Origin of the sequence: Nocardia sp. NPDC005998 (genome assembly GCF_040614395.1) — a bacterium.
Taxonomy (GTDB): domain Bacteria; phylum Actinomycetota; class Actinomycetes; order Mycobacteriales; family Mycobacteriaceae; genus Nocardia.
This window is the reverse complement of record NZ_JBEXUI010000022.1, coordinates 1-26,697: the sequence shown is the minus strand read 5'-3', so window position 1 is coordinate 26,697 and position 26,697 is coordinate 1. Positions and strand designations below refer to the sequence as shown.

Genomic DNA, 26,697 nt, shown 5'->3' with positions numbered 1-26,697 from the left:
CATTCTGCTCACCGATATCCGAGTGGTTTATGCTGCGGAAATGGCCAGAGCAGGCACCGGGCGGCCGGAGCGAACGCAGCGCGCGAATCAGCGCCGCGCGGGTGCCGGGGCCGCGCGCGAGCGACGCACGGGCAGGCCCTTCCGGTTGCGCACCCAGGTGCTGTTGCTCCAGATCGTGATCGTCACGCTGACCCTCGGCGTCGCGTTCGCGGTCTTCGGCTATGTCAGCGATCGGCGGCTCAATGACCAGTACGGGCAGCGTGCGCTGGCCGTCGCGCGGACCATCGCGGCCGATCCGGTGGTGCGCGGGGAGGTCGCCCGTTACGCACCCGGCACGGTGACGCCCGAGCAGCACGATCAGCTCGCCGCCGGGCCGTTGGAGCGGATCGCGATCGATACGACGGAGCGAACCGGCGCGCTGTTCGTGGTGATCACCGACGATGCCGGAATCCGGCTCGCGCATCCGGACCAGGCGCGGCTGACCGAGCATGTGAGCACCGATCCGTCCGAGGCGCTCGCGGGCCGGGAGGTGATCAGCGAGGAGCGCGGCACCCTCGGACCCTCCGTGCGTGCGAAAGTTCCTGTCGTGCAGCTCGATTCGAATCATATTGTCGGCGCGGTGAGTGTCGGCATCTCCACGACCGCGATTCGCGGGCAGTTGCTCTCGGATCTGCGCACCGCCGCGTTCCTGATCGCCGCGGCGCTGCTGGTCGGCATCGCCGGGTCGGCGCTGCTGGCGCGACGCTGGGGCGGGTTGACGCTCGGGCTCGAACCCGCCGAACTGGCCGGTCTGGTCCAAGGTCAGGCGGCGGTGTTGCACGGCATCGGCCGTGGCGTGCTCGCCGTCGATTCCGCATGGCGCACAACGTTTGTCAATGACGAGGCGCGGCGGCTGCTCGGGATCGGTGCCGATATCGGCCGGCCGGTCGACGAGATCGGTTTGACGCCACGGGTGCTGGAGGTTTTCCGTGCGCTCGACGAACAACCGACACCGGCCACCATCGGCTCGCATATCGTGGTGGTCGCGGCCCGCCCGGTCACCCGCGAAGGCCGCGATCTCGGCGCGGTGCTCACCGTGCGCGATCGCACCGATGTCGAGGCGCTGACCCGCCAACTCGATGCGGTGCAGTCGATGAGTACCGTGCTGCGCGCCCAGCGCCACGAATTCTCCAATAAGATGCATCTGCTCAGCGGGCTGCTGCACAGCGGACGCACGGAGGAAGCGTCACACGTCATCGATGAGCTGATCGGCGCCGGACCGCTCGGCGCTGCGACGCCCGGTATCGATGCGATCCACGATGCGTATCTACAGGCATTCCTCGCCGCGAAGGCGGCGCATTCACGCGAGAGCGGCGTCGAACTCGTACTCGGCCCCAATACCTGGGTGGACGGCAATCTCGCCGAACCCGTCGATGTCACCACGGTGCTCGGCAATCTGCTCGACAATGCCATCGAGGCCGCGCGGGTCGCCGAAAACCCCACTAGGCAGGTGGAAGTCGAACTGGTGCAGGAGGATTCGACGCTGCACATCGCGGTCGCGGACAGCGGTGACGGTGTCGCGCCGGAGATGATCGACACACTGTTCACCGAGGGCACCTCGACCCGCGAGGACCACGGCGTGCCGGGCGGACGCGGTGTCGGCCTCGCGCTGATCCGCCAGATCGCTCGCGCGCACGGCGGCGATGTGCGCCTCGCCAGCGCACGGAGCGGATCACCGCCGCTGACCGGCGCCGAATTCATCGCCCGAGTCCCCGGAGTACTGGTAGACAGCGAGATGCCATGGCCGCAACAGATCTGACCGTGCTGGTCGTCGATGACGATTTCCGCGTGGCCAACCTGCATGCCGGAATCGTCGAATCCATCGCAGGGTTCACGGTCGGGGGCACCGCGAATACGCTCGCCGCCGCGCGGGAAATCAACGCCACCACCGCAATCGACTTGGCGCTTGTCGATGTCTACCTGCCCGACGGTTCCGGCGTCGACTTCGTGCGCGAACTGCACTGCGATGCGATGGTGCTGTCCGCGGCCACCGAAAGCGCTACGGTCCGCGCGGCACTCGCCGCTGGCGCGCTCGCCTACCTCGTCAAACCCTTCCCGCACACGATGCTCGCCGCCCGCCTGGCCGGATATGCCCGCTACCGCCGCACGCTGGCCGCACCGCAGATCGATAACGCGGGCGTCGAAGCCGCCCTTCAGGCACTGCGCCCGACCTCGGCGCCCGTCCCCCCCGCTACTGCTATCGCGTCGCCGACCAAAGACCTTGTCCTGCATACCATTCTCGAAGCGACCGCACCCCTCTCGGCCGCGGAGGTGGCCACCGCCATCGGCATTTCGCGCGCCACCGCCCAACGCTACCTGGCCACCCTCGTCGCCACGGGCAGCGTTCAGATGGGCCTGCGCTACGGCACCACCGGGCGTCCGGAACAGGAGTACACCGCCGCGCCGCGCCGATAGCCTGTCGATCTCGGCCGAAATCGGACCCAGTATCATTAGGTCTGCCTAACCTTAATCTGGTAGGCGACGTGTGTGAGTGAGGGATCGACAAATGCGGGGCCGTGATTTCAGGCAGCGCCGATGACGGCTGTGGCAGGTGTAGGCGGGCAGACCCGGCACGGTTCGGCGGTCCGGACATTGGCGACCTGCGTCGCGCTCGGCACGGCGATCTGGTTGTCGACCCGATTGCATTGCGCGCCAGCACTGCATCACGCGGCTTTGCTCATCCATCTCGCGTCGCTGGTCCTCGGTTTCGGCGCGGTGCTCGCCGTGGACTACTTCGCGCTCGCGTGGGTGCTGCGGCGCACGCCCCTGCGGGAAATGCTGACCGTCGCCGATCGCCTGCAGCTGCCGATCTGGCTCGGCGTCATCGGCCTGGTCGCCAGTGGTGTGCTGTTGGAACCGAATATCGCCAACCACACCACGCAAACCAAAATGGCCCTGGTCGTTGTCCTGACCCTGAACGGCCTCCAGGCATCCGCCTTCACCGACCGCATCGCCGCCCGAGGCGGCGTCCTCGACCGCACCCTCATCACCCGAGGCACACTCACCCTCTTGATCTCCCAGGCCTGCTGGTGGGGCGCACTCTGGATCGGCTTCTGGAACACCACCAACCGCGCATAGTTACCCCTGCCAACTCCGGGCTGTGATGGGCGACCGCACACCCCTTTCGCGACAATCGCGCAACCGAGGCGGTTGCCGAATCGGCGCGGGTTCGGGTTCGTGGTGCCGACCAATTCAATTGGTGCCGCTCAGTGCTACGCTCGCGCCGACACCGATGATCATCAAACCGCCTGTTGTGCCGATAGATTCGAGACGGCGAGGTGAGCGCACGAACCAGGCTCGCGCGGTGCCTGCGATCATGGCCCAGGTTCCGTCGGAGAGGATTTGGATGCCGAGGGCTATCGCGCCGAGGGCCAGTAGCTGCAATGGCAGTGGGCCCGCTGACGGTTCGGCGAACTGGGGCAGTACGGCGGCGAAGAAGATGATCGTCTTCGGATTCGTCGCGCCCACGACAACGCCTTGGCGGAACATGCGGCGTGTATCGGTGTCCGGGGTCTCCGAATGCAGCGCCGCGCGCAGACTCTTCCGTTCGCGAATCGCCATGACGCCCAGGTAGATCAGATAGCCCGCGCCGATAATCTTGACGATCGTCAGCAGAACCGCCGATGCCGCGAGCACCACACCCAGGCCCATCGCCACCCCGACCAATGGCACCGCCGCCCCCACCGTGACCCCCAGCACCGACAACAATGCGGTGCGGCGGCCGTGCGCCAAGGCCCGCCCGATCGCGAAAAGCACATTCGGACCGGGAATCACGATAATGATCAGCGCCGCGAGGACGAAGGCGGCCAGGTGAGAAGTGGGCACCATTCATCTGAGCCTACCTCTACCCGCGCGCACATATCGTCAATTGTGGATCGGAAGGTCCATCAGGACAGCGAAAACCGCTTTGTCCCAATCGGTTCCCTCCGCACCGGTCAGGATCACGTCCAGCAGTGGGGCTTTGGCGAGCATTCCGGCACCGTAGTGGCCGGTTTGGCGGGCAGGAAGGAAGTACACCTTCCTCACCTCCCCTAGTCGTGGACTTTCGTGCCACCAGTAGACATCTGAAACGTTCAGCTGGACGGTCCATTTCGGCGTGATGGCCGAGCAGTTACAGCACCTTGTCGAAGTCGGGAGCTTGCCGAATGTGTCCATCCGGGTGATCCCGTTCGGTGTCGGAGGACACCCGGGGCTGGTGGTCCAGTCGTTCACGCTGTTCGAGTTCCCGCCGCTGAGCGCCAGCCGCATGACAGAACCACCGGTGGTGTTCGTGGAGGGGTTCACGGGATCGTTGTTCCTGGAAGACGACGATGTGATCGATCGCCATCGAGCAGTAATCGCCGATCTCCGCCAGGTAGCGTTGAGTGAAGCCGACACCAGGAGACTGGTGCGGGAGATTGCACAGGAGTATGCCGCGTGACCAGCGATTTGTCGGGCGCGAAGTGGTTCAAGAGCACCGCGAGCCAACCCAGCGGAGATTGTGTGGAGGCGGCGCACCTCGACGGGGGCATGGTCGGCATACGGGTCTCCAAGAACACGAGTGGACCAGCACTGGTGTTCACCCCTACTGCATGGGACGCCTTCACGGACGGCATCCGAGCCGGAGAGTTCGACTGACCCGCATCAACCGATGCCCCCAGGCTCCAGTGTTGCAGGGTCTCAGAACTCGTGACGGAATCTCAGAATGAGTAGCGATGATGTGGCGGATCCGCCATGGTTCTGAGATTCCGTACTCGTCGCTGCGGCCACTGAACGATCACCTGTACGCGACGGGTCCGACGAGCATCGCACGATCGAGGACTTCCGGGATGAACCGCACTTGGGTGAGCTTCGCGGCCAAGGCGAAAGCTCTCGGCATGGCAGCAGAGTAGTCGGTGTCCCAATCACTCTCGTCCCAGTCGTACTCGTCGTCGCGATCATGCTCGTCGTCCCGCATGTCCAGCGTCATGCCGAGTTCCCGCATGAACCCGTTGAGCCGGTCGGGCTCGGAGCCGTGTCGAAGGTGGGGGCAATCCAAGGGTGTGTAGCCCGTGACAATCGTGCCGTCGATCGCGTACGCGAGGCTGTCCTCGGCGTAGTCGTGCCGAGTGATGGCCAGTACCTCACAATCACGCGACAATTCGGCCAGGACATCGTGGAGCGTGGCCATCCACCCGATCGGCTCGATGGCCACGCTCCACTCACCGACCTGCAAGACACCCACGGTGCCTCCCCCGGATCCTCCGCGGTTTTTGATGGAGAACTCGGTGGCCTGCTCCATGAGCTCGTCGAAGCCCGATTCCTGGCCGTGGTCCTCGCCGCGGCTGAAGCGGCGCACCACCTCCGACGGGTCGAGCCCGCGGAAGAAGGCTACGGTGAAGATCTCGCCCAGCAGGCAGTCACCGCCGTGGAGCCACTGGAATGGGGCCAACGGGTCGGAAGTCGTCATAGCGTGCATGATGACAGGTGTTACCGACAATCGGCGGCCTCGTTTCTTCCTTCGCCAGAGGACAATTCGAGACCCCGCGCTCTGACCAACTCACACCAACCCGAGGAAATGCCGTCGAACTGAGACAAACCCTCACCGCGACGACCTGAGACAAACCGGAAACACCGAGGTTAGCCAACCGGCGCATGCCACGAATTCTGAGGTCTACATCCAGAACTCATGGCTGAATCTCAGAATGATCGGCGGTGACGTGGCGGATCCGCCATCATTCTGAGATTCCGCTCTCTGCTGGCCACTGGGCATTCGGCTCGTGCGGTGACCGCAGTAACCGCCGCGGGCTGTGTCTGGCCGCCCCCGGCATTCCTCCTGGCGATCAGCCGGGGCGCTTTGTGCCCCGAGGGGAGTTATGCCGACGGTGCCGTTCGAGAGCGCGGCCTGCACACTTTCCTGGACAGCCCGAACCGCCGGGCTTGGGAGAACCTACCTAGGGGCAGGAGGGGAGTGCCCTGTCGATACCTAGCGTGGCAATCAGATCTTCGTGCAGTTCGAACCAAACTCGGTGGGCGGAATCGTGTTTGGTGCCGGTAACCATCTCGGGATTGTCGGCGGCCAGTGAGAGTGCCGCGGCGAACCGAGTGTTGTAACCGGAGAACCGGGCAAGTCGTTCGGTGAGCTGAATCGTCAGCGGAACCAATTCCTCTGCGAGGCTTTCCAGTTCGGCCAGGATCGGCCGGTCCCGCTGCGCGTCCCCGTGGTCGTTGTCCTGCATGCTGCCGTCGGGAAGGATGGTCAATTGCCAGGCGGTGCAAGCCTGCACCAACCGTGCATTGAGCGGGAGAAACATGCGATAGGCGTCTTCCACGAACGCTTTTGCCGCACACTCGGAAAGCTCGTCGGCGAGTAGCCGCTCGTTCTCCGCACGCCCACTCTCGGTGAGCGACCACCCTGCGTCCGCGCCGAAACGGAAGCGGCTGATCCAACCACACTCTCGGAAGTTGCGCACGTGCGACTCGGCGAGGCCGACAGGCATTGCGTATCTGTCGGCCACCGCCTGCGTATCAACGAACCCGCCGAGGCGGATTGCGTGCAATGCGAGCAACGAACTGCGTGAAACGTGCGTCATCCCGCACCTCCCTTTCGTGTCGAGCAGCTATGCCTGGTGAAGCGACATCAACGTTGGGTTGAGCGAACGGCATGAACGTGTCCATTGGTCCCATCGACGGAGACAATCCGATGATTCGCCAGGGCCTCCATCGCCCCCTTGGCCGCCACCACGGCTGGAATCCCGTACTCGCGGGCAACGATTGCCGCATGGGACAGAATTCCCCCGGTTTCGGTCACCACCGCGGCGGCAACGCCGAAAAGCACTGTCCACGACGGATCGGTCGTGCGACAGACGATGACATCGCCCGGCCGAACCGCGTCGAAGTCGTCAACACTGTGCACCAGCCGGACCGGACCGGCTACAACACCACGGCTGGCCGGGGCGCCGGTGGCAATCGGTGCTTGTGGCAATTTGGTTCCTCCTGTCCGCCGCGCCACGACGATTCGTCTCGTCACAGCCGCTTGGTAGCCGCATGGCGCTCTGCGACGCGGGTCGCGAATCGTTTCTGCGCGGCCTGCCTGGAGACACCGAGGTGGGCGCCGATTTCCGCCCAGGGCGTGCCTGCGTGCCGGGCTTGGTCCACGAAATAGTCGAGCAGCTGATCGGCCAGCCGCAACCAATTCGCAGCGTGAATCACTGCTGCTGCCAACTGATCCAGGCTGCTATCGGGGTGGACCCGCTCGATCGCGACGATCACGTCGCGCAGTGGCACCCGTCGATCCATGCGTCAACCATAGGTTGACGCTCCCCTCCCCGTCAACTATTAGTTGACGGCATGGCGATAGCTCGTGGATGGCTTTCGCCGACAACCCGCTGCTTCCTCTTCGAAAGACTCAGCGGCCTGCCCGCCGACTCCCACCCGGAGGCGATCGACCACTACCACTTCCGTTCCAGGACAGCTGATTTCGTTCGGCACCTCACCCCGGAACTGGCGAACGCCCTGGACAACTATGCCTACGAGTTCCTTGCCGCGCACAACATCCACATCAAGAAGCTCTTCCTATTCGAGCTCCTCTCTGCGTTCGTGGCACACGTAGAGGCTCAAATAATGGCCAATTCTCAGAATGTCTGGCCGTGAGATGGCCAGTTGGCCATGATTCTGAGATTCTGGCCCCTGCCCCAGGTGATTTGGTGGACGACCTTCGCCAGTTGTGGTCCGGGGCAGGAGGGTTCGGGTGGCGAGCGGAGCGACTGCCTCCACACCATTGGTGTGGAGGATCCGGTCGATTCTGGTCTCCAGCGGTTCAGTCCGCTCGGTCGAGGTCCGTGCGACGCCTGACTCGTTGCGTGCCTGCGCAGGTGCACGCTCGTTCCATCGATAGGTGCGGATCGCTGGCTTACGATGGACGTTGGGCAGCAATGGAATAAGGCCGTGAGGCCAGCTTGCAGAGGATGGGGTATGGAGCCGGTTTCCCTGGGGTTGGCTGCGGCGGCGCTGCTGGCATCGAAGTTCGGCGAGGACATGGCCAAGAACGCCGGCGACAGCGCATGGGCCGCCGTGACGAAACTGGCTGAGATGGTCACCGCCAAATTCCGGCACGATCCCCAAACCCGTTCGGCTATAACCGCTTTGGTTGACGACTCGGCATCGGACAGCCGTGCGGTGGTGGCCGACCGGATCGAGTCGGCGGCGCGACTCGATCCCGAATTCGCTCGTGCGATAGGCGAGTTGGTGACCACAGCGCGGCGAGATCCAGGCTTGGACCTGTTCGTCGCGCATGCGTATGACGACGCCAAGCAGGTGAACATCCGCGGCGACAACACCGGCACGATCAACATCGGTTAGGGCCCTGAGATTGTCCGACTACCATGCCGGTGATCAAGCCCAGCAACTGAACATCGGCCGGGACAATACCGGCACGATCAATGTGTCGACGGTGCACGTTCACGAAGCGGGCCCGGAGCCGCGCTCGATCGTGACCACCACGCTGCGCCGGGACTTGGCAGCCTTCGTCGGCCGAGACACATCATTGCGGCGGATTCTGCAGGCCGCGGGACCGGCGCGGGCGTCGTCGATCTTTACCGTCGACGGCATGGCCGGGGTCGGCAAGACCGCTCTGGTAACCCGTGTGGCGCACATGCTGGCCGAATATTTCCCCGATGGCCAGTATTTCGTCGAACTGCACGCCCACACCCCGGGGCAGTTGCCGGCCGAGCCTGCCGACGTGCTGGCCGGGCTGCTGATCGATCGAGGTATCGATCCGCGCAATATCCCCGACCACCTCGCCGGACGACGCGACCTGTGGCGCGACCTGATACACGGGAAACGGATACTCCTGGTTCTCGATGACGCCCGCGATCAGGAGCAGATCGAACCGCTACTCCCCACCGGCCGCGAAACCTTGACGTTGGTGACCAGTCGCCGGCGTTTGATCGGTCTCGACGACGCGATGCCGGTGGAGTTGGACGTCCTGGCCCCAGCCGAAGCTGCGGAGCTGTTCACCGTCTTGTCCCTGCGGACCCCTGCGGGCTCGGATGAGGCCGCCATTTCCGAGATTGTCCGGCTGTGTGGATACCTGCCGCTGGCGATAGCACTGCTGGCCGGCCGGTTGGCGCACCACCCCGCTTGGACCATCACCGATTCGGCCGCGGAGTTCGCGGACGCAGCGGATCGCCTGGCCGAACTCGACACCGGACACCGAGCGGTGCGCGCCGCATTCACCATGTCCTACGACGACCTGCCCTCTGCACGGCAGCAACTGTTCCGGCGGCTCGCTCTGCACCCCGGACTCGATATCGACTCCCACGCGGCGGCCGCGCTTGCCGACCTGGACATCACGCGGGTACGCCGGGAACTGAACGCGCTGTACGCCGATCATCTCGTCGAAGAGCCAGTACGCGGCCGGTTCCGATTGCACGACCTGCTACGCGAGTACGCACGCACGCTCGCCGCCACGGACCCGGCCGAGGACAACCACCAGGCCCTGGCACGACTCTTCATTTACTACCGGAACGCTGCCACTGCTGCGGATCTCCTGCTGTCCCGAGTGCCCCGCGCGGCTCCGGACCCGGAAGACGCGAACCCGAACATCCCGATGCGCGAATTTCGTGACGAACAGACCGCCTTGGCGTGGATGCGTATCGAGCGATCGAACCTGCTCGCCTGCCTCGACCACGCAACCGTACACGCCCCGATGCGGATGGTGGGGTTGACCGAGGCGCTGGCCGGGCTGCTCGAGCGAGACGGGCCGTTGCCGCTTGCTCGAAAGCTGCACGAACGCGCCGTCCGCACCGCGCGCGACCTCGGTAACCGAAATTCGGAGGCCACCGCGCTGGTCCACCTCGGCCGGATCAGGTGGCTGACCGGGGAGTACGCCGGCCGTGAGGAGTCGCACCAACAAGCGCTCACCTGCTACCGCGAGCTCGGCAACCGTCTCGGGGAGGCGAACGCCCTCAACGATCTCGCCGTGTTGCGGCAACTCACCGGCGACTTCGCTGCCGCCGCAGAGTTTCATCGGCAAGCTCTCGCCCTTTATCGCGAGGTCGGCAGTCTTCGCGGCGAGGCGATCGCACTCGACAACCTCGGCCTCGTGAGTCGGCTCAACGGGGATCGCAACCAAGCAGCAGAACTGCGCAAACAAGCTCTCATCCGTTACCGTGAACTCGGCGACCGCATCGGTGAAGCCAACAGCCTGCTCGGCCTCGGCCTCATATGCGGCGACGCCGGTGACTATTCCGAAGCCGACGACCTCCACCGGCAGGCCTTGGTCATCTACCGTGCGCTCGGAGCACGTCGCGGCGAAGCCAATGCCCTCGTAAATCTCGGTGTCCTGTGCAGACACCGTGGCCGGTACGACGAGGCAGCGGAGTTCAACGAACACGCTCTAACGAGATTCGCCGCGATCGGCGATCCGTACGGCCAAGCCGAGGCGCTGAACGAGCGCGGGCAGTTAGGGATCGAGACCAATGAATTCGATCGAGCCCGAAAGAGTTTCGCCGATGCGCTCCAGCTGGCGATCCGAATCCACAGCGCGGTCGAACAGGCTCGTGCACTCGAAGGAACGGCACGATGCCTGGCCGAAAACGGAGAATTCGATACCGCAGCAACGCATCTCGAGGAAGCGATCGAGATCTACCAACGCCTCGAGATGCCTGAAGCAGAGACCAGCGCAGCCTATCTCACGACACTTCGACGTTGAAGAAATGCCACCAATTGAGTCAGCTGGTCGCGGGGCCACCACCGAACGCCGAGGAACTGCCACCGTTTTGAGACTGGAGACGATGGTGGCACTATGAGACTGGTTGCAAAGCCACAGGTCAGGGCGTCGTGGCGGAATCTCACAAAGTTTGGCGGTGACGTGGCGGATCCGCCACGATTTTGAGACTCCAGACCCTTTTCGGTATTTGGTCAGGCTCGAGATTCAGCCGGACTCACGCCAACAGCGGCAACTGCCCGAAAGTGCGGTTGAGCTTGTCTGCGGTCAGCACAAGGCGCTGGCCGCTTGCACTTCGGTGAGTGTTCGCCGCGCGAGTTCACCGAAGTTGTCGCCGTTGGTCGTATCGCTCCAGCGCTCGTAGGCGAGCTTCCAGGCGAGCGCGCCCAGTTCGGCTGCCACGCGCGCGGTCAGGCCGGGAACGCCGCGGCGCTCGAGCGCGTCGACCATCGCCGCGGTGAGACCGAGCCCCTTCAATGCCTCGCGTTCTCGCAGTTCAGGATTGGCGGCCAGCACTGCCCGCCGCCGAGCACTGAACTCGCGGCGATCGGGTGTGAAGGCTTCGCGCCCGATCACCTCCAGGGCGTGCGCCACCGCTTCGAGCGGTTCGACCCCGGCCGGCGCCGCGGCGATCCCGTCGACCAGTAGTCCGGTCATCGTGCCTCCGCCGAAGAGGACCTCCCGTTTGTCCGGGAAGTGCCGGAAGAAGGTGCTCTTCGTGAGCCCGGCGCGCTCCGCGATCTCGATCACCGTCGTGTTGTCGTAGCCCCGCTCCTCGAACAGCTCGAGGGCAGCGCCGACGAGCCGCTGTGATGCGTTGGGTTGCCAGCGGGCCATGGGGACATGGTACTGGAACTTGGTCCCGTCACTCGGGTACAGTGATGGGACTGAGTCCCGTTACTGTTTTTTGGAGGTCCCCCATGAGTCGAGCCGTCATCTACGAGACGTTCGGAGGTCCCGAGGTGCTGGAGCTGCGGGAGGTTCCCGAACCACATGCCGGACCGGGCGAGGTCCGCGTCCGCGTCACGGCCGCCGGTCTGAATCCCATGGACTGGGGTATCGCCGCACAGCCCGAGGCGGCGGCGCAGTTCGGCATTACCGTGCCGTCCGGCTTCGGTTTCGACTTCGCGGGCGTGGTGGACGAAGTCGGCAGCGAAGCAACAGGTTTCGCTGTGGGCGACCGTGTCTACGGCGGCGCGCTGGGTAGGGCCGTCGCTGATTTCGTAGTGGCCGATACGAACGCCGGGACAGCCGAGGCGCTGCTCTGGCATACGCCGGACGGCATCAGCGACGAGGTGGCGGCCACTATTCCGGTGGCCGGCATGACCGCGGCCGCCGCGTTGGCGGCGATCGACCTGCGATCCGGCGACACCGTGCTGATCGGCGGCGCCGCGGGAGGTGTGGGCGTTTTCGCCGTACAGCTCGCGAAGCTCGCCGGCGCCCGAGTGCTCGGGACGGCCTCGCAGGCCACCTTCGAGTTCCTGCATGGATTCGGCGCCGAGCCCGTGACCTACGGCCCTGGACTGGCGGATCGGGTACGCGCCCTGGCTCCCGACGGCGTGAGCGCAGCCACTGACCTGTTCGGCACCGAAACGGCCGAAACCGCTCTCGCACTGGGTGTTCCACCCGAGCGGATCTCCACGGTCGCCGCGGGTCCCAATCCTCCCGGCGGTGTGCGCGCGACCGGCGGTTTCGACGCGGAGCCGGACGCCATGGCGCGGATCACCGGCGCGATCCTCGCCGGCAAGATCACCGTGCCGATCGCCGCGACCTTCCCGATCGAGAAGATCCGCGACGCCGTGACGCAGCAAGCCGGACGCCACGTCCACGGCAAGATCGTGATCACGCTATGACCCCGCGTCCACCGTCCGGTCGGAGCCAGCCGCCGGGACGACGGCACTGTCCCTCGCCTTCGACGCCACCTACACCACCGGTGCCGAACTCGCCGTGGACGGCGGTGGCACTCAGCTCCGAGACTCAATCCCGGCGAAACCGCAATTGACGAACGAGACCGTCCCGGCACGACGATCTGGGGCTTTCACAGCAATTCCGAACCGGGCCAGCGGACCGCGATTGCCTGTGGCGGCGCCGAATTCGAGGACTACGGCCCGGAAGTCGGACAACTCTCGTCATCCCGATTCGCCCGCACCAGACTGCATTTGCTCCTAGATTGCTGATACTTCCCGCGCTGCATCGGACAGACCTAGATCTCGGCCGATGCGGTGACCGGATCACCGGTGCGCCGCTCAGCTTCCCGGTACATCCGCAGCAAGATGCCGCGAATGTCGCGGATTCCGGTCGCGACAAAAGGTGTCACCCGCCCGGCCGCCGACGTACTGCACAATATGCAGGTCGGGGCGATAAACGCTCGCGGTGAAAGAATTTGCCGGTCCGCATTAACAGAGCATCGGGTTGAGCCATAGATCCTGCCACCAATCTTCGGACGGTGTGCACGACTATCGGACTCCATCAAAACCCACCGGCGGCAAATCGCACAGCCGCCTCGCCGAAATCGCTTTGCTACCGAGTTGCTTGACCAAGATCGACTCTCGAGTTGTGATATCCGGGTGGCACAGCGATGGTGGCAGGAGCTACCGCCGGTGGCGGGCTCATTCGTCATGGCGACCGGAATCGTGTCGGTGGGGCTGCATCTCACCGGATTCGAGGCGGTCTCGTGGCTGGTGTTCGCGCTCGCGGCGGCGGTCTGGGTGCTGCTCGCGGTCGACTTCGGCATGCGGCTGCGGTGGCATCGGCAGCAATGGGAGGCCGAGGCCGATACGCCGCCCGCATTGACCGCCGTCGCGGCGACGACGGTGCTCGGCACCCGGTTATCGCTGGCGGGCTGGCAGCTTGCGGCGTGCGCGCTGTTGGCGGTGGCGGCGGTGCTGTGGCCCGGACTGCTGCTCGCGGTGGTGCGGCACTGGAATCGCCGGATGCCTGGCGTGGCATTCCTGGTCTGCGTTTCGACGCAGGGGCTCGCCGTACTGGCCGGAACGTTGGCGCAGGCCGAGGTCGGCGATTGGCTCGCTTGGGCTTGTCTGCTGCTCTTCGGGCTGGGTCTGCTGGTGTATGCCGCGGCGTTCGCCCACTTCGAGATTCAGCAGGTGCGGATCGGCGCGGGCGATCAATGGGTGGCCACCGGCGGGCTGGCGATCTCGGCGCTGGCCGCCGCCAGACTCGTTGCCGCGCACCAGTGGACCGGCCTCCCGCATCAGATGCTTCGAGTGGTGGCGCTGATCGTATTGGGCCTCAACCTGTTCGGCTGTGCGATCCTGATGGTCGCCGAGGTGATCCGCCCACGACCCGAATACGATATCCGGCGCTGGGCCACCGTCTTCCCGCTCGGCATGACCGCTGTCGCCGCACTGGCCGTCGGTACGGCAATCGATATGTCCGTGCTGGAGACGCTCGGCAAGCTGCTGATGGTGGTGGCGGTCGGGGCGTGGGTGCTCACGTTCACCGTATTGCTCGCGGACCGAAGGACATTCGAATTCGATCGGTCCGCGTAATCGGCCCCCGATCAGATTCGCTCGGCCTCCAGTACCCAGAACGGCAGCAACAGTGCGCCCGTCTCGTCGGTCTCGAGCTCAACTCCGCGCTCGGCCAACATATCTCGCACCGGTTCCGGTGGCATGATCGCCACCATCCGATCGGTGCGCAGCGTATTCAGCGACCAACCCGGTGGCGCGAAGCTGGTACGCAGTTCGGCCGCACCGATCTGGTGCGGTGCGTACGCCTCGCTGTGTCCCCGGTCCACGAAACAGAATTGGATGAGCCGAGCGCCGGGGCGCATGACGCGATGCAGCGCGGCGATATGATCTCGGCGCTGTTCGGGCGCGAGGCAATGGAACAGCGCACTGCTGACCACCGTGTCGAACCGAGCGTCATAGCCGTCGAGCCGGGTTGCATCGGCGACGGAGAAGATGACGGCCACATCGCGAGCCACGGCGCGGGCGCGGGCCTCGTCGATCGCGGTGGGCGAGGAATCCAGGCCGACCACCTGATAGCCCAGGCTCGCGAGATAGATGGCGTTATCCCCCGGCCCGCAGCCGATATCGAGGACCTGCCCCGCAATGCGGCCCGCATGCTCGAATTCGACGAGCAGCGGTTGCGGTCTGCCGATATCCCACGGCACCCGACCCATCGGCACGCCTTCGACGACCGTTTTAGCCCGATATGCCTGTTCGAAATCAATTTTTGTCGGATCGAACTGCGATAATGCATCACTTTCGGTCATGAACTCGCCCCTTGCTTCGATGAGAACTACAGGGAACTCGACACAGGTAATGCTAACCGAAAGCGGAGGTTTATTCTCCGTTTTCATGTCGCGTCATCTCCCGCCACGCCGGGCGGCAATCGATTTGAGCTGATCGCGTAGCGCGTCACTATCGGGCCCGAATACCTGTAGGTCGGCGTCGACGACGATCCGGATGGCTCGGCGGGCGAGATCATGCCCCTCGGCGGTGACCTCGATGCGCAGGATTCTTGCGTCATCGGGATCCGGGCGACGGACGAGCAGGGCGCGGTCTTCCAGGACGCGGATGACCCGAGACCCCATCATCCGGTCCGCGCCCGCCATATCCACAACTTGCTGCTGAGTCGGTAGCTCCGCACCCCGTCTGCCGAGCCAGCCCGCGGAGGCGAGCAAATTGAACTGCGTCAGCGTGAGGCCGAGCGGGCGGAGGTTGCGTTCCACGGTGGCGCGCCACTCCAGCGCGGCGTGGTGCAGCCAGAACCCCGGGCTCATCAGCGGTCCCCGCGGTTCAGCCACGTTCGGGCTCCTGCGCCGCACCCGCCAGTCGTCGCGCCTCGACCTCCAGCGCCGCGATGGTCAGATGCATATCGGCGCGGATGCCGCGCTCCCAGATCAATCGGAAGATCGGCCGGAACGGACCGTGCACCTCCATCCGCTTCCCGACCCGCACCGTTCCGTCGCCGAGCGGATCATAGGTGTAATGGCCACGAATCTTGCCGAACGGAATTCCGGCCTCACTGGTCCATGAACGTCCCGGCTCGACCGCGATGATGGTGAACGGACCGGCCGGCGCGCCTTTGGGTTTCACCCAGCCGGTCGTCCCCGGCGCGAACGACCCGTCGATCCGAGCCTTCTCCTCGTGCGGATCCCAGGACGGCCAGTTGGCGACATCGGTGGCCGCCTGCCAGATCTCCTCGATCCCTCCGGTGATTACGGCTTCTTCGTGAATCACATACATCGGAACACTCCCTGACTCCGCCAGCGGCAGATTGATTGTTGTTGCAACAACGGTATCTGTTGTCGCAACAACAAGTCAAGGGCTCGGCCAGGATTCCGCCCGCACTACATCCCACGGCGGGTTCGGCGGTAGCGTCGCAGCGATGAGCAGACTTCAGGTCGCCATCGTCGGATACGGTTTGGCCGGATCGGTCTTCCATGCGCCGCTGATCGCCGCGCAGCCGCGCATGCGGGTAGCGGCGGTGGTCACGGGATCGCCGGAACGGGCCGAGCAGGCGCGACGCGAACATCCCGGGGTGCGGGTGGTGCCGAGCGCGGAGGCGTTGTTCGCTGATATCGCCGATATCGATCTGGTGGTCATCGCGACGCCCAACCGGACGCATGCGCCACTGGCGCGGCAGGCGTTGGACACCGGGTTGCCGTTGGTCGTCGACAAACCGTTCGCGGTGAGCGTGGCCGAGGGCGAGGATCTGATCGCGCGGGCCGAGCGCGCCGGTGTCGCGTTGTCGGTATTCCAGAATCGGCGCTGGGATGGCGATTTCCTGACGGTGCGGCGGCTGATCGCGGACGGACGACTCGGCGATGTGCGCCGGTTCGAATCCCGGTTCGAGCGGTGGCGGCCGGTGCCGAAGGGCGGCTGGCGCGAGGTCGGTTCCGCCGACGAGGGCGCCGGTCTGCTGTTCGATCTCGGCAGCCATCTCATCGACCAGGCCGTGACGCTCTTCGGTCCGGTGCGCTCGGTATACGGCGAGTTGGATCGGCGACGGCCCGGTATCCAGACCGATGACGACGCCTTCGTCGCACTCACCCACACTTCGGGTGTGCGGTCACATTTATGGATGAGCGCGGTTACACCGCAGTTGGGGCCTCGTTTTCGGGTACTCGGTTCCGAATCCGGTTACGTCACTTATGGATTGGACCCCCAGGAAGAGGCGCTGCGTTCGGGCCGCCGACCCGATGACGGTGACCGACCTTGGGGCACCGTCGAACCCGAACGATGGGGCGTGCTCGGCGCCGAACCGGCCATCGAACCCGTCGCGACGCTCGCGGGCGACTACCCAGCGTTCTACTCCGGCATGGCCGCCGCGATCCTCGACGGCGCACCCGTTCCGGTCGACCCGCGCGATGCCGTCACCACCCTGCGACTGCTCGACGCCGCCCGACTATCGGCGAGCCGCGGCGAGGCCGTCACCGCCTGATCCGCTCACGACCAAGCAGCGAAGCTCACCGTCGCCGGATAAGGTGCGGCGGTGCAAACAGCGGAATTCGTCGAGCACGGCGCCTCCATCGCGGACCGGCTCACCACAACCCAGGCAGCACCACCGTGGTGGTTGGTTCTCGCGACAGCGGCGGCGGCGTTGATTCTCGTCGGATACAGCCCACTGTGGCGGGTCACCCGCAATGTGGTCACCATCGCGCACGAGGGTGGTCATGCGCTCACCGCGCTGCTGACCGGTCGTCGACTCAACAGCATCACCCTGCATTCCGACACCTCCGGCCTGACCGTATCGAGCGGAAAACCCTACGGCCTCGGCATGATTCTCACCGCGATGGCGGGCTACCCATCGCCACCGCTGCTCGGTCTCGGCTTCGCCGCGCTACTGGGCGCCAACCGCATCACGCTGATGCTGTGGACCGCGATCGCCCTGCTCGCCGCCGTGCTGATCAAGGTGCGCAACATCTACGGACTGCTGACGGTATTCGGTTTGGGCGCCATCGTCTTCGCCGTGTCCTGGTTCGGAACCGATACGGTGCAAGCGGGTTTCGCCTACCTCGGCGCGTGGTTCCTGCTGCTCGCGGGCACCCGACCGGTCATCGAACTGCAACGTGGCCGGGTTCGGCGCTGGAATATGCCGCAGGGCGCGGATTCCGATGCCGATCAGCTCGCCCGGCTCACTCATCTCCCCGGATTGCTCTGGGTGTTCGTCTTCGGCGCGGTCGCCGTCGCCGCGCTGGTCGGCGGCGCGCTGCTGCTGTCCGAGGCCGCAGGCGTGTGCATTCCCAATGTCTCCGACGCCACCTGCACGGCACCGGCCTTATCGGGCCGATAGATCCGGTATGCCGCAAGGCAGAGCGCGAGCCACAGCGCGCCCATACACCAACCGCCCAGAATATCGGTGGGCCAGTGCACGCCCAGATACCATCGGGAAAGGCCAACGGCCCCAACGAACACCGCCGCGACAGTGACCGTGATCCGGCGGGTGGCCGGGCGATGCGGTCGCGAAAGAACCACCGCGACAAGGACTCCGATCACCACGATCGAGCCGAGACTGTGTCCGGACGGAAAGGCCTGATTGGTCTCGGTGACGAGATGGTCGGCCGCGGGCGGGCGGCTGCGGCCGATCAGGTGCTTGCCGACCACGACGAGCACTCCGGCGCCCCCGGTGGCGACACCGACCAGCACCGCCTCCGCCCACCGCCGACGCCAGGCCAGCCCGAGACACAGCACCACCGCCAACGCCGTCATCGGCAGCGTGCCGCCCAGGTCGCTGATCCCGATCGCGACCGGCGTCACCACCGCGGCACGGTGCTCGACGATCCAATCGGTTCCCGGCCGGTCGATCACGGTGACACCGTCGTGGCCGAGGACGCTGACGGTGATGCCGACGACCACCGCGGCCAGCACTGCGATACCCCAGACCGGAACGGGGAGCGGCGGCGCGTGGCGATTCGTCATTCCAACACGATTGCAGATCGGCGCTGAGAAGTTGCTGAGTGTTCTCCTGCGGAAATGCTGGACACGCCGACCCGATGTCGTAGTGTGTTGGCCGTGAATCGATGGCCGGACCATGCCAGCACCGGGCCGGACGAGCACTCTCCAGTGGCGGAGTTGGCTCGTGCGCTGATCGACGCCATATGCGACTCCGTCGCAGGCTGGCTGCATCCGATCGCGGGTGCGGCGACGGTTCCGCTGCTGCTGATCATTCCGCTGATCATCATCGGCATCGCCTGGCTGGCCGCAACACGCCTCGGGCGCAGCCGCACGCACTCCGACCGAACCTGAGCTAGTTCGACTCCCATGCCGTGACCGCTTCGCGGACCAGTTCGGCGGGATCCTTCGTCGCATCGACAGTGACACCGAGCTCGTCGCAGGCCAATGGCTGCAATGCCGCGAGCTGCGAATCGAGCAGCGTCGATGACATGAAATGGCCGTGGCGCTCATCCATACGCCGGGCCAGTTCCGCCCGCGATGCGGCCAGATGGACGAAGAACGCCCCCGGCGCCGCCGCGCGTAGCCGATCGCGGTAGCCGCGTTTGAGCGCCGAGCAGCTGACCACGCCGCCGCGCTGCTGCCGCTCCCCCAGCCAGGCCGCGACGATATCGAGCCACGGCGCGCGATCGGAATCCGTCAGCGGCACCCCGGCCGCCATCTTCGCGATATTGGCGGCCGGATGGAAGTCGTCACCCTCGGCGTATTCGATGCGCAGCGTCTCGGCCAACAGCGCACCGACCGTGGACTTTCCGCATCCGGAGACACCCATCACGACGATGACCGGCGCTGCCGACCGTTCGGGCCCACCCGTCACCCGGCCACGACCCTCATCGAATCGCTGCACGATGCTGCCCTCATTGGACCTCCGCACTCATTCGGCCGGGCACGCGCCGACGACTCCTGGAGCTTTCGACCCTAGCGGTAGGGAGCAAACTCCCGGCTCACTAGGACGCCACCAGGACAAAGGTTTTCGCGGCCTTATCGTGCCAGCCCTGACGGGCGAGCTTGTCGAAGTAGGGCGACAACACACAGAGCACGCCCCAGACGCCGCAGACCACACTCGGCAGGACGAGGGCGGCCCAGCGGGTGCATGCGGCCACAGCGCCGATGCCCTCCCCCGGCGCGGCCGCGGTGTCGGCACGCACGACACGGATGCCGAGCACCTTCTTGCCGAAGGTCGCGCCCTGGGTCGCGGTCAGGCCGACCTCGTAGGCGATGCTGGCGACCAAGCCGAGCAGCACGACGAGTAATGCGGTGCCGACGCCGATTCCGGCTTCGGTTTCGGTTTCGGTGGCGAACTCCCTCGATGAGTCCGCGCTCACAATGACGACCGCGGCGACGATACCGATCGGAATGCCGACGATGACGGTGTCGATGAACCGCGCGCCCAGCCGGGATCCCATGCCCGCGAGCCGATATCGACCGGAGGGGATGGTGAGGTAAGCGGTGCCGGGCGTGCTCAAAGATTCCCCTTCGGTGTGATTGGTGGCGATCCGGGGCCTGCGGCGGGAACAGGAGTCTGCCCGCCGAACTCCCCTCCACATGGCCCGGCCGACATGATTCCCATTCCCGCACGCCATTCCGGACCTCGATTTCCGGATGGTTCGCCGGAGCAAGCCGACAACCGAACGCTATGCGGCGGGCCGGGCACTCAGCTAACGATCGGCCGGCCGTGTGCCGTATCCGCGCAGTTCACGGGCTCACACCGGAATTCCGGACCGGAATGCCGGAATGTCGGACCAGCCCGGTTGCGGTAACTTGATGCCTGGGAACAGGCCGGATGGCGCGGGAGGGGAATTCGGTGACGACTTCGATCAGGGCGCTGGTCGCCGCTGGGCTCATTGTTTTGGCAATGCCCGGCACCGCGCGCGCCGAGGAGCCGGTCGATATCTTGCAGGCGGGCGCCGACGCCGCCGTCGCGAGCAGCTTCCCGGGCGTCATCGGATTGGTCCGCAATGGTTCCGAAACGCGCTATGTGCACGCCGGCTACGGCGAGCTGTCCACCCGAACCGCCGCCGACCCGGCCGCGCAGTTCCGCATCGGCAGCTTCACGAAAGCATTTGTGGCAGTAGTGCTACTGCAATTGGAATCCGAACATCGGCTCTCCCTCGACGACCCCATCGACCGATGGATTCCCGGCGCGGTACCCGACAGTGCAGGTATCACCGTCCGCCAACTGCTCAACCACACCTCAGGGCTGCCGGAGTACGCCGACGATCCACGGATCTCGTTGCCCTACTTCGCCGGGTTCGACCCGGTACCGGCTCACTCGCCGCAGTCACTTGTCGATATTGCGATGCAGCGAGCCCGAACCGGGGCACCGGGCGAGCGGTTCGCTTACACCAACACCAACTACATCGTCGCCGGCATGGTGATCACCGCTGTCACCGGCCGGCACCCGGCCGATGAAGTGCGCGAACGCATTATCGAACCACTGCAGTTGCGCGACACCACCTTTCCCGTCACCGACCCCAATCTGCACGGCAACTGGCTGCACGGCTACACCTGGCACCGCGATATCCCGGTCACCGACCCACAGATCTACGGTGCGGCGGGCGCGATGGTCTCCACCCTCGACGATTTCGCCACCTTCGCCCGCGCCCTGTTCTCCGGCCGCCTGCTGCCACCCGAACAGCAGGCCGAACTCACCACGACCGTTCCGACAGAGCACAGCGGCAACGACTACGGACTCGGCATCATGCATACGCTGACACCCTGTGGTCCGGCCTGGGCCTACATCGGCCGGGTACTCGGCTACGACAGCCGGATCATCGCCAGCGAGGACGGCACCCGCATCGTGCTGCTCACCGTGAACGAATTCCACCTGCTCGCCGACGACACACGCGACGAAATGCTCAGCGGCGCCGCCGTGCGAACCTTCTGTGCACGCTGATCAGCAGGGCGGCCGGTAGGCCATCCGCGGCATATGCGCCTGCCACACCTCGCGGGTCAGCACCGCGCGGCCGACATCGCAGATGCGCGCGATCGCGTGCTGCGGATCCAGATCCCACATGCTCATCACCCCGTTGCCGGTGCCGACCAGATAGCGGCCCGCCGGATCGAAGGCCAACTGCCACGTCGTGGTGCTCGGCACGGTGATGGAGTGGCCGAGCGGTTTCGGATGTCCGCGGTCGGTGAAATCCCACAGGCGCACCGTGGAATCCGCACTCGAGGTCGCCATCGTCGCGCTGTCCGGGCTGAAGTCGACCGAGAGCACGTTCAAACCGTGTGTGGCGATGGGCTCACCGAGTTTGCGTACCCTGGCGGGCTCGGTGATATCCCAGACCTGCAGGGTGTCGGCGGCGAGACTGACCAGGGTCTTACCGTCGGGTGTCATGCCGATCCAGCCGAACGGTTTGGCCGATTCGCTCGGAAGCTCGCTGACCACGCGCGGTTCGGCCGGATTCGACAGATCCCAGAGCCGGATCACATACCCGATCTGTCCGGAAACCGTGCGATCCGACGCCATCGTCGCCATCAGCTCGTCCCGCGCACCGTACATGGCGAACGCACCCCACCCTCCGGTGGACAGCGGCATCCGGTTGCCGAGCGGGACCGGATGCGCGGGGTCGACCAGATCCCACACCTGGAACGAAAAGGCGGCATCGGCCGCGATGGTCCACAGATAGCGACCGCCCGGACTGAACATCGCGGCGAAGACGCCGGGCAGCTCCGCTATCGTCCGCGCGTGGCCAGCATCGCTGACATCGTGCAGCAGGACCCGAGGCGGCGTCCCGACAGTCGAGGCCACCGTGCGTCCGTCGCGGCTCAGCGAGGCGCCAGCCGCGTACAGCTCGGTGGGGCCGGGCCCGAGATCGGCCAGTTTGCGCAGGGTCGCGCGGTCACGCACATCCCACAGCTCGGTCTGGCCATTGATCGCGCCGGTCACCATGGTGCCCTCGGCGCTGAACGCGGGCGGCACCGGCAACCACCCGAACCGTCCACCGAGGACGGCGGGTGCCAGCGACCAGAGCCGGACCACGCCGAGCGCTCCGGCAGCCGCGACGGTATGCCCGTCCGTACCGAAGGCCAGCGAGTTCTGCGCGTCCTGACAGACCACCATGGTACTGACCTCGGGGCATGGCGACGACGATGCCAGCAGCGGTTCACCCAGCGGCGTCGCGGCGGCGCGGTCGGCGATATTCCAGACCGTCACGCCGGTGCGATTGCCGGTCGCCAGGGTGTCCCCGTCCGGACTGAATGCCAGCGATCGCACCGCCGATTTGGTCGCCGCGAGCAACGAAGTGCGCAGGACCGGCCGGAGCGGATCGGCGAGATCCCACAGTCCGACAGTCGCATCACCGCGGTTCTCCGACCACGCCGAGTCGCCACCGCTGCCGACCGCCAGGGTGACACCATCGGGGCCGACCGCCACCGCTCGCACCGGCCGCGCCGGTATCGAAATCGGCGGGCCGAGCGGTTTCGGGGCGCCGTCGACGGTCAGCAGTTGGATCGCGTCGTCGTAGGCGACGGCGAGCCAGGATCCCCCGGGGTGGAATGCCATCGATCGGATCTGCTGTGGAATCAGCAGTGGCGCACCGATTCTCGTCGGCGCTGCCGGATTCTGCAGATTCCACAGCGTGACGGCGCGATTGTTGTCGGCCGCCGCCAGGATCCGTCCGCTGGGGCCGAAGACCACCTGGGTCACCCCGCCGCCGGTCGGGCGCGCAACCAAGACCGGATGCCGCGGGTCTTCGACATTCCAGAGCTGCAATGCGTAGCCGCAGGCCGCTGCCAGGAGTTTTCCGTCCGGGCTGAATGTCACCGAGATCGCCGCGCCATCGCAGTTCACCGGCGTACCCATCGGCTGTGGATGCGCTCGATCGGCGAGATCCCAGAGCCGGACGGTGCCGTCCTCACCCGCGGAGGCCAGCAGTGCGCCGCCCGGCTGGTACGCGACTTGGTTGACCGCGCCCGCGTGGCCGGTCAGCGGCGTCGCCAGCGGCAGGTTCTGCGTGCTCAGCAGCCGCGAATTCACTTCCGGGTCATCGGGTTTGAGCCGATGGGCGACCAGGTCCAGTTGGGCCGACAAGGTCGGGTCGGTACCGCGCAGACTCTCCGATTCGGTGAGCAGCGCCGACAGCAGCGCATTATCCTGCTGTTCGTCCTTCAATCTGACTTGGCCGTACGCTGCGATGCCCAGCACGAGCACCCCGACGCCGAGCAGTGCGAGCACCATGCGGGTCGCGGCGGCCCAGCGTCGCGATGTGGTGCGGGAAATCTGTGCGGCGGTTAGGAATTCGGCTACGGTCTCGGTGGCCGGATGCCGGTCCGCGGCTTCCTGCGCCGTCGCCAGCCGGGTGCCGCGATACAGCAGCGCCGGATCGCTGCCCGAGGAGACCCAGTCCGCCGCATCGGCTTCCAGCCGTTGACGCACCAGATAGCCGACGCGGTCCTCCTCGATCCAGGCCCGCAGGCGGGGCCAGGCCCGCAGCACGATTTCGTGGGTGAAGTAGGCGCTGTCGGCATCGGAGGTGACCAGCCTGGCGCGGACCAGCGTCTCCAGGACCGCATCGGCCGCCTCGGAATCCACTGCCCGGGTCAGCAATTCGGCGCGGGCCGCGCGACGCCTGGTGTCGTGGCCATCGGGTCCGACGCTGACCAGGCTCAGCAGCAGCGACTTCGCCTCGATCTGCTGGGCGACGGTGAGTCCGGCCCAGGCCTGTTCGGCGGTCGCGGCGACCGAACCCGTGACGCCGCCCGCCTTGCGGTATCCGGCCACGGTCAGGCGAAGTCGTTCCCGATGTTCCCAGGTCGCCGCCATGACATGGGAGAGCAGCGGCAGCGCGCCGGGATCGTAGCTGCGCCGGTTCTGATGATCGCCGAGACCGCACAGCTCGGTGACCACCAACTCGACCGATCCGGGTTCGAGTTCGAGGCCCGCCGCGGCGGCCGGGCCGGTAATGGCCTCGGACAGTTCGCTCAGGCGCATCGGACCGAGTACGTAGCCGCGATTGTTCAGCACGTCCTCAAGGATCGGGTAGTCGAGGCATGGTGCGTAGAAATCGGCTCGGATAGCCAAAACTACTGTTGCCCACCGCTTTTCATGCGACCCGGCCAGTGCTGCCAGCTCGGTCAGGAAATCCTCGCGTTCCTGCTCGTCCTGGCAGGCGGTGAACAGCTCCTCGAACTGGTCCACGATCAGCACACCGTACTTGCCGATCGCCCAGGCATCCCCCACCGCTTCGGCCAACGCGGCCCCTGGTCGCGCACCGGGGGTGAGAGTCGTGATCTGCCAATCCTTTTCGATCTTGCGGACGGCCGGGATCAAGCCCGCGTGCAGCAACGAGGATTTGCCCGCGCCCGATGCGCCGACGAGGGCGACAATGCCGCCCCCGGTCGCCGCGTCGAGCGTGCTCAGCATCAACTCGATGAATTCGGTGGTGGCCCGGCCGCGGCCGAAAAACCATGCGGCGTCATCGGATTGATAGGCGGTCAGCCCCCGATAGGGGCAGACCGCACTGGCCGGATCGGTCTCCGGTTTCCAGGTGACGGCCGCATGCCACAGCCGCCGCCACTGCGGCAGATCTACCAGCACACGGTCCACCGGCGTGGCCGACGTCTTACTCAGATCGATGAGCGTCAGCAGAACCGGGAGCAGCGTCTCGAACTGCGCGGGCACATTGCGGCCCGAGCGCCAGTCACTGATCCGCTGCAGCGATGCCGCACTCCCCCTGACGGGTCCGCGGGTGGCCTTCATCCGCGCCTCGGCCGCGCTGGCCACCTGCCGCAGCTTCGGATTGCCCGCGGCCTCGAACAGGTTCATCAGGCGCTGTGCGAATACCGTCCTCGGCGATGCCTTCCGTAGCTCGGATTCCGATTCGACCGCGCCAACCACGGGCCAATGATAGGTGGCGCACGCACGGACCATCTACAAGATCAATTTCGGGCACCATGGTAGGCATGGAGCTACGCATCTTCACCGAACCACAGCAGGGTGCCAGTTATGACACGCTGCTCACCGTCGCCAAGGCCACCGAGGATCTGGGATTCGACGCGTTCTTCCGCTCCGACCACTATCTGGCCATGGGCGGCGCCGACGGCCTGCCCGGCCCGACCGACGCCTGGATCACACTGGCCGGACTGGCCAGGGAGACCAAGCGCATCCGGCTCGGCACCCTGGTCACCGCCGCCACCTTCCGGCTGCCCGGACCGCTGGCCATCCAGGTCGCCCAGGTCGATCAAATGTCCGGCGGCCGAGTCGAACTCGGCCTCGGCAGCGGCTGGTTCGCCGATGAACACACCGCCTATGGCATCCCGTTCCCGCCGGACAAATTCACCAGGTTCGAAGAACAGCTCGCGATCATCACCGGACTGTGGGCGAGCAAGGTCGGCGACAAATTCACCTTCGACGGACAGCACTACCAGCTCACCGACTCCCCCGCGCTGCCGAAACCGGTGCAGGATTCGGTGCCGATCCTGATCGGCGGACACGGCGCCACCCGAACCCCGCGCCTGGCGGCCACCTACGCAACCGAATTCAATATGCCCTTCGGCTCCATCGAGGACAGCGCCCGCCAATTCGACCGCGTCCGCGCCGCCGTCGCGGCCCGCGGCCGCCGCGCCGACGATCTGGTCTATTCCAATGCCCTGGTGGCCTGTGTCGGCGCCTCCGATGCCGAGGTGGCCCGCCGCGCCGACGCCATCGGCCGCGAGGTAGCTGAACTGAAGACCAATGGACTCGCGGGCTCCCCTGCCGAGGTGGTCGACAAGATCGCCCGCTTTGCCGAGATCGGCGCCTCCCGCATCTACCTCCAGATCCTCGACCTCGACGACCTGGCCCACCTCGAACTCATTGCGGCCGAGGTGATGTCACAGCTATAGATCGTCCACGGTGGCGGATTCGGTGCGGGACAGGTTGATGCCCAGGTTTGCGGCCGCCCGATCGATCTCATCGTCTTCGGCGTCGCGCATTTCGATCGCGGCGCCTTCGGCGGAGAGCACCTCGACATTGAGGCACAGTGACTGGAGTTCCTTGAGGAGCACCTTGAACGATTCCGGGATGCCCGGCTCCGGAATGTTCTCGCCCTTGACGATCGCCTCGTA

Annotated in this window: 29 protein-coding genes and 1 pseudogene; 15 read left to right on the top strand and 15 right to left on the bottom strand. The window is 65.9% G+C overall.

The window, feature by feature from the left end:
• Positions 1–40: 40 nt before the first annotated feature.
• The 3 genes from ABZ293_RS26000 (at position 41) to ABZ293_RS25990 (ending at position 3,117) form a co-directional block, all read left to right on the top strand.
• The gene (locus ABZ293_RS26000) at positions 41–1,798 is read left to right on the top strand and encodes a sensor histidine kinase (RefSeq protein WP_355184694.1); all 1,758 of its coding nucleotides are present in this window, start codon (positions 41–43) and stop codon (positions 1,796–1,798) included.
• On the top strand, positions 1,780–2,454 hold the full coding sequence (locus ABZ293_RS25995; RefSeq protein ID WP_355184693.1) for a response regulator: 675 nt from the start codon (positions 1,780–1,782) through the stop codon (positions 2,452–2,454). Before ABZ293_RS26000 ends, ABZ293_RS25995 begins: the two co-directional genes overlap by 19 nt.
• A gap of 120 nt (positions 2,455–2,574) precedes the next feature.
• Entirely contained in the window at positions 2,575–3,117 is a 543-nt protein-coding gene (locus tag ABZ293_RS25990; RefSeq protein WP_355184691.1) for a hypothetical protein, read from the top strand.
• Positions 3,118–3,231: 114 nt separating this feature from the next.
• Here the strand turns inward: ABZ293_RS25990 and ABZ293_RS25985 are convergent, their stop codons facing one another.
• Entirely contained in the window at positions 3,232–3,867 is a 636-nt protein-coding gene (locus ABZ293_RS25985; RefSeq protein ID WP_355184689.1) for a LysE family translocator, read from the bottom strand.
• 36 nt (positions 3,868–3,903) lie between these two features.
• On the bottom strand, positions 3,904–4,056 hold the full coding sequence (locus ABZ293_RS25980) for a hypothetical protein (RefSeq protein ID WP_355184687.1): 153 nt from the start codon (positions 4,054–4,056) through the stop codon (positions 3,904–3,906).
• 82 nt (positions 4,057–4,138) lie between these two features.
• On the opposite strand from ABZ293_RS25980, the gene ABZ293_RS25975 reads away from it, so the two are divergent.
• Positions 4,139–4,459 (top strand): DUF5753 domain-containing protein, encoded by a 321-nt coding sequence (locus ABZ293_RS25975; protein WP_355184903.1) that lies wholly within the window; start codon positions 4,139–4,141, stop codon positions 4,457–4,459.
• Positions 4,456–4,656, top strand: coding sequence for a DUF397 domain-containing protein (locus tag ABZ293_RS25970; protein WP_355184684.1), 201 nt, complete (start codon positions 4,456–4,458; stop codon positions 4,654–4,656). The genes ABZ293_RS25975 and ABZ293_RS25970 overlap by 4 nt, the downstream gene beginning before the upstream one ends.
• Positions 4,657–4,795: 139 nt before the next feature.
• Here ABZ293_RS25970 and ABZ293_RS25965 read toward each other — a convergent pair whose 3' ends face one another.
• The 4 genes from ABZ293_RS25965 to ABZ293_RS25950 all read right to left on the bottom strand — a co-directional run bounded on the left by ABZ293_RS25965 (position 4,796) and on the right by ABZ293_RS25950 (position 7,296).
• Positions 4,796–5,467 carry a DUF6461 domain-containing protein gene (locus ABZ293_RS25965; protein WP_355184682.1) on the bottom strand — a complete coding sequence of 224 codons (672 nt, stop codon included), beginning with the start codon at positions 5,465–5,467 and terminating at the stop codon, positions 4,796–4,798.
• A 484-nt stretch (positions 5,468–5,951) separates the two neighbouring features.
• Positions 5,952–6,590 (bottom strand): hypothetical protein, encoded by a 639-nt coding sequence (locus ABZ293_RS25960; protein ID WP_355184680.1) that lies wholly within the window; start codon positions 6,588–6,590, stop codon positions 5,952–5,954.
• 47 nt (positions 6,591–6,637) lie between these two features.
• Entirely contained in the window at positions 6,638–6,982 is a 345-nt protein-coding gene (locus ABZ293_RS25955; RefSeq protein ID WP_355184678.1) for a PEP-utilizing enzyme, read from the bottom strand.
• A 41-nt stretch (positions 6,983–7,023) separates the two neighbouring features.
• Positions 7,024–7,296, bottom strand: a complete 273-nt coding sequence (locus ABZ293_RS25950) for a hypothetical protein (protein ID WP_355184676.1) — start codon at positions 7,294–7,296, stop codon at positions 7,024–7,026.
• Positions 7,297–7,347: 51 nt separating this feature from the next.
• On the opposite strand from ABZ293_RS25950, the gene ABZ293_RS25945 reads away from it, so the two are divergent.
• From ABZ293_RS25945 to ABZ293_RS25935, 3 genes are all read left to right on the top strand, one after another.
• The gene (locus ABZ293_RS25945; protein ID WP_355184674.1) at positions 7,348–7,650 is read left to right on the top strand and encodes a hypothetical protein; all 303 of its coding nucleotides are present in this window, start codon (positions 7,348–7,350) and stop codon (positions 7,648–7,650) included.
• Positions 7,651–7,971: 321 nt separating this feature from the next.
• Positions 7,972–8,358 (top strand): hypothetical protein, encoded by a 387-nt coding sequence (locus ABZ293_RS25940; RefSeq protein ID WP_355184672.1) that lies wholly within the window; start codon positions 7,972–7,974, stop codon positions 8,356–8,358.
• 10 nt (positions 8,359–8,368) lie between these two features.
• Positions 8,369–10,711 carry a tetratricopeptide repeat protein gene (locus ABZ293_RS25935; protein WP_355184670.1) on the top strand — a complete coding sequence of 781 codons (2,343 nt, stop codon included), beginning with the start codon at positions 8,369–8,371 and terminating at the stop codon, positions 10,709–10,711.
• Between the two features lie 282 nt (positions 10,712–10,993).
• On the opposite strand, the gene ABZ293_RS25930 is transcribed toward ABZ293_RS25935, so the two are convergent.
• Positions 10,994–11,563, bottom strand: coding sequence for a helix-turn-helix domain-containing protein (locus tag ABZ293_RS25930; RefSeq protein WP_355184668.1), 570 nt, complete (start codon positions 11,561–11,563; stop codon positions 10,994–10,996).
• A gap of 83 nt (positions 11,564–11,646) precedes the next feature.
• Between ABZ293_RS25930 and ABZ293_RS25925 the strand changes: the two genes are divergently transcribed.
• Together ABZ293_RS25925 and ABZ293_RS25920 are read left to right on the top strand one after the other, a co-directional pair.
• The gene (locus ABZ293_RS25925; RefSeq protein ID WP_355184666.1) at positions 11,647–12,579 is read left to right on the top strand and encodes an NADP-dependent oxidoreductase; all 933 of its coding nucleotides are present in this window, start codon (positions 11,647–11,649) and stop codon (positions 12,577–12,579) included.
• Positions 12,580–13,293: 714 nt separating this feature from the next.
• Positions 13,294–14,235, top strand: coding sequence for a tellurite resistance/C4-dicarboxylate transporter family protein (locus tag ABZ293_RS25920; protein WP_355184664.1), 942 nt, complete (start codon positions 13,294–13,296; stop codon positions 14,233–14,235).
• An 11-nt stretch (positions 14,236–14,246) separates the two neighbouring features.
• On the opposite strand, the gene ABZ293_RS25915 is transcribed toward ABZ293_RS25920, so the two are convergent.
• The 3 genes from ABZ293_RS25915 to ABZ293_RS25905 form a co-directional block, all read right to left on the bottom strand.
• Complete coding sequence (locus tag ABZ293_RS25915) at positions 14,247–14,963, bottom strand: methyltransferase domain-containing protein (RefSeq protein WP_355184662.1); 717 nt, start codon at positions 14,961–14,963, stop codon at positions 14,247–14,249.
• A 93-nt stretch (positions 14,964–15,056) separates the two neighbouring features.
• Positions 15,057–15,497: a MarR family transcriptional regulator gene (locus ABZ293_RS25910; RefSeq protein WP_355184660.1), complete on the bottom strand. Its 441-nt coding sequence runs from the start codon at positions 15,495–15,497 to the stop codon at positions 15,057–15,059.
• On the bottom strand, positions 15,490–15,939 hold the full coding sequence (locus ABZ293_RS25905; protein WP_355184658.1) for an SRPBCC family protein: 450 nt from the start codon (positions 15,937–15,939) through the stop codon (positions 15,490–15,492). Before ABZ293_RS25905 ends, ABZ293_RS25910 begins: the two co-directional genes overlap by 8 nt.
• A gap of 142 nt (positions 15,940–16,081) precedes the next feature.
• On the opposite strand from ABZ293_RS25905, the gene ABZ293_RS25900 reads away from it, so the two are divergent.
• Together ABZ293_RS25900 and ABZ293_RS25895 are read left to right on the top strand one after the other, a co-directional pair.
• Positions 16,082–17,137, top strand: a complete 1,056-nt coding sequence (locus ABZ293_RS25900) for a Gfo/Idh/MocA family oxidoreductase (RefSeq protein WP_355184656.1) — start codon at positions 16,082–16,084, stop codon at positions 17,135–17,137.
• 51 nt (positions 17,138–17,188) lie between these two features.
• Complete coding sequence (locus tag ABZ293_RS25895) at positions 17,189–17,989, top strand: M50 family metallopeptidase (protein WP_355184654.1); 801 nt, start codon at positions 17,189–17,191, stop codon at positions 17,987–17,989.
• A 20-nt stretch (positions 17,990–18,009) separates the two neighbouring features.
• Here the strand turns inward: ABZ293_RS25895 and ABZ293_RS25890 are convergent.
• Positions 18,010–18,405: pseudogene (locus ABZ293_RS25890) on the bottom strand (phosphatase PAP2 family protein); the annotation flags it as partial.
• Positions 18,406–18,708: 303 nt separating this feature from the next.
• Here ABZ293_RS25890 and ABZ293_RS25885 point away from each other — a divergent pair.
• Positions 18,709–18,942 (top strand): hypothetical protein, encoded by a 234-nt coding sequence (locus ABZ293_RS25885; protein ID WP_355184652.1) that lies wholly within the window; start codon positions 18,709–18,711, stop codon positions 18,940–18,942.
• 1 nt (position 18,943) lies between these two features.
• Here ABZ293_RS25885 and ABZ293_RS25880 read toward each other — a convergent pair whose 3' ends face one another.
• Both ABZ293_RS25880 and ABZ293_RS25875 read right to left on the bottom strand, forming a co-directional pair.
• The gene (locus ABZ293_RS25880) at positions 18,944–19,420 is read right to left on the bottom strand and encodes a gluconokinase (protein ID WP_355184901.1); all 477 of its coding nucleotides are present in this window, start codon (positions 19,418–19,420) and stop codon (positions 18,944–18,946) included.
• Positions 19,421–19,595: 175 nt separating this feature from the next.
• Positions 19,596–20,114, bottom strand: a complete 519-nt coding sequence (locus ABZ293_RS25875) for an RDD family protein (RefSeq protein WP_355184650.1) — start codon at positions 20,112–20,114, stop codon at positions 19,596–19,598.
• A 338-nt stretch (positions 20,115–20,452) separates the two neighbouring features.
• Between ABZ293_RS25875 and ABZ293_RS25870 the strand changes: the two genes are divergently transcribed.
• Positions 20,453–21,544: a serine hydrolase domain-containing protein gene (locus ABZ293_RS25870; protein ID WP_355184648.1), complete on the top strand. Its 1,092-nt coding sequence runs from the start codon at positions 20,453–20,455 to the stop codon at positions 21,542–21,544.
• On the opposite strand, the gene ABZ293_RS25865 is transcribed toward ABZ293_RS25870, so the two are convergent.
• Positions 21,545–25,489 (bottom strand): hypothetical protein, encoded by a 3,945-nt coding sequence (locus ABZ293_RS25865; protein ID WP_355184646.1) that lies wholly within the window; start codon positions 25,487–25,489, stop codon positions 21,545–21,547.
• 65 nt (positions 25,490–25,554) lie between these two features.
• Between ABZ293_RS25865 and ABZ293_RS25860 the strand changes: the two genes are divergently transcribed.
• A complete protein-coding gene (locus ABZ293_RS25860) occupies positions 25,555–26,475 on the top strand; it encodes an LLM class F420-dependent oxidoreductase (RefSeq protein ID WP_355184644.1) in 921 nt (306 codons plus the stop codon).
• Here the strand turns inward: ABZ293_RS25860 and ABZ293_RS25855 are convergent.
• Positions 26,470–26,697, bottom strand: a 228-nt coding sequence (locus ABZ293_RS25855) for a hypothetical protein (protein ID WP_355184642.1), incomplete at its 5' end; no start/stop codon positions are given. The genes ABZ293_RS25860 and ABZ293_RS25855 overlap by 6 nt on opposite strands.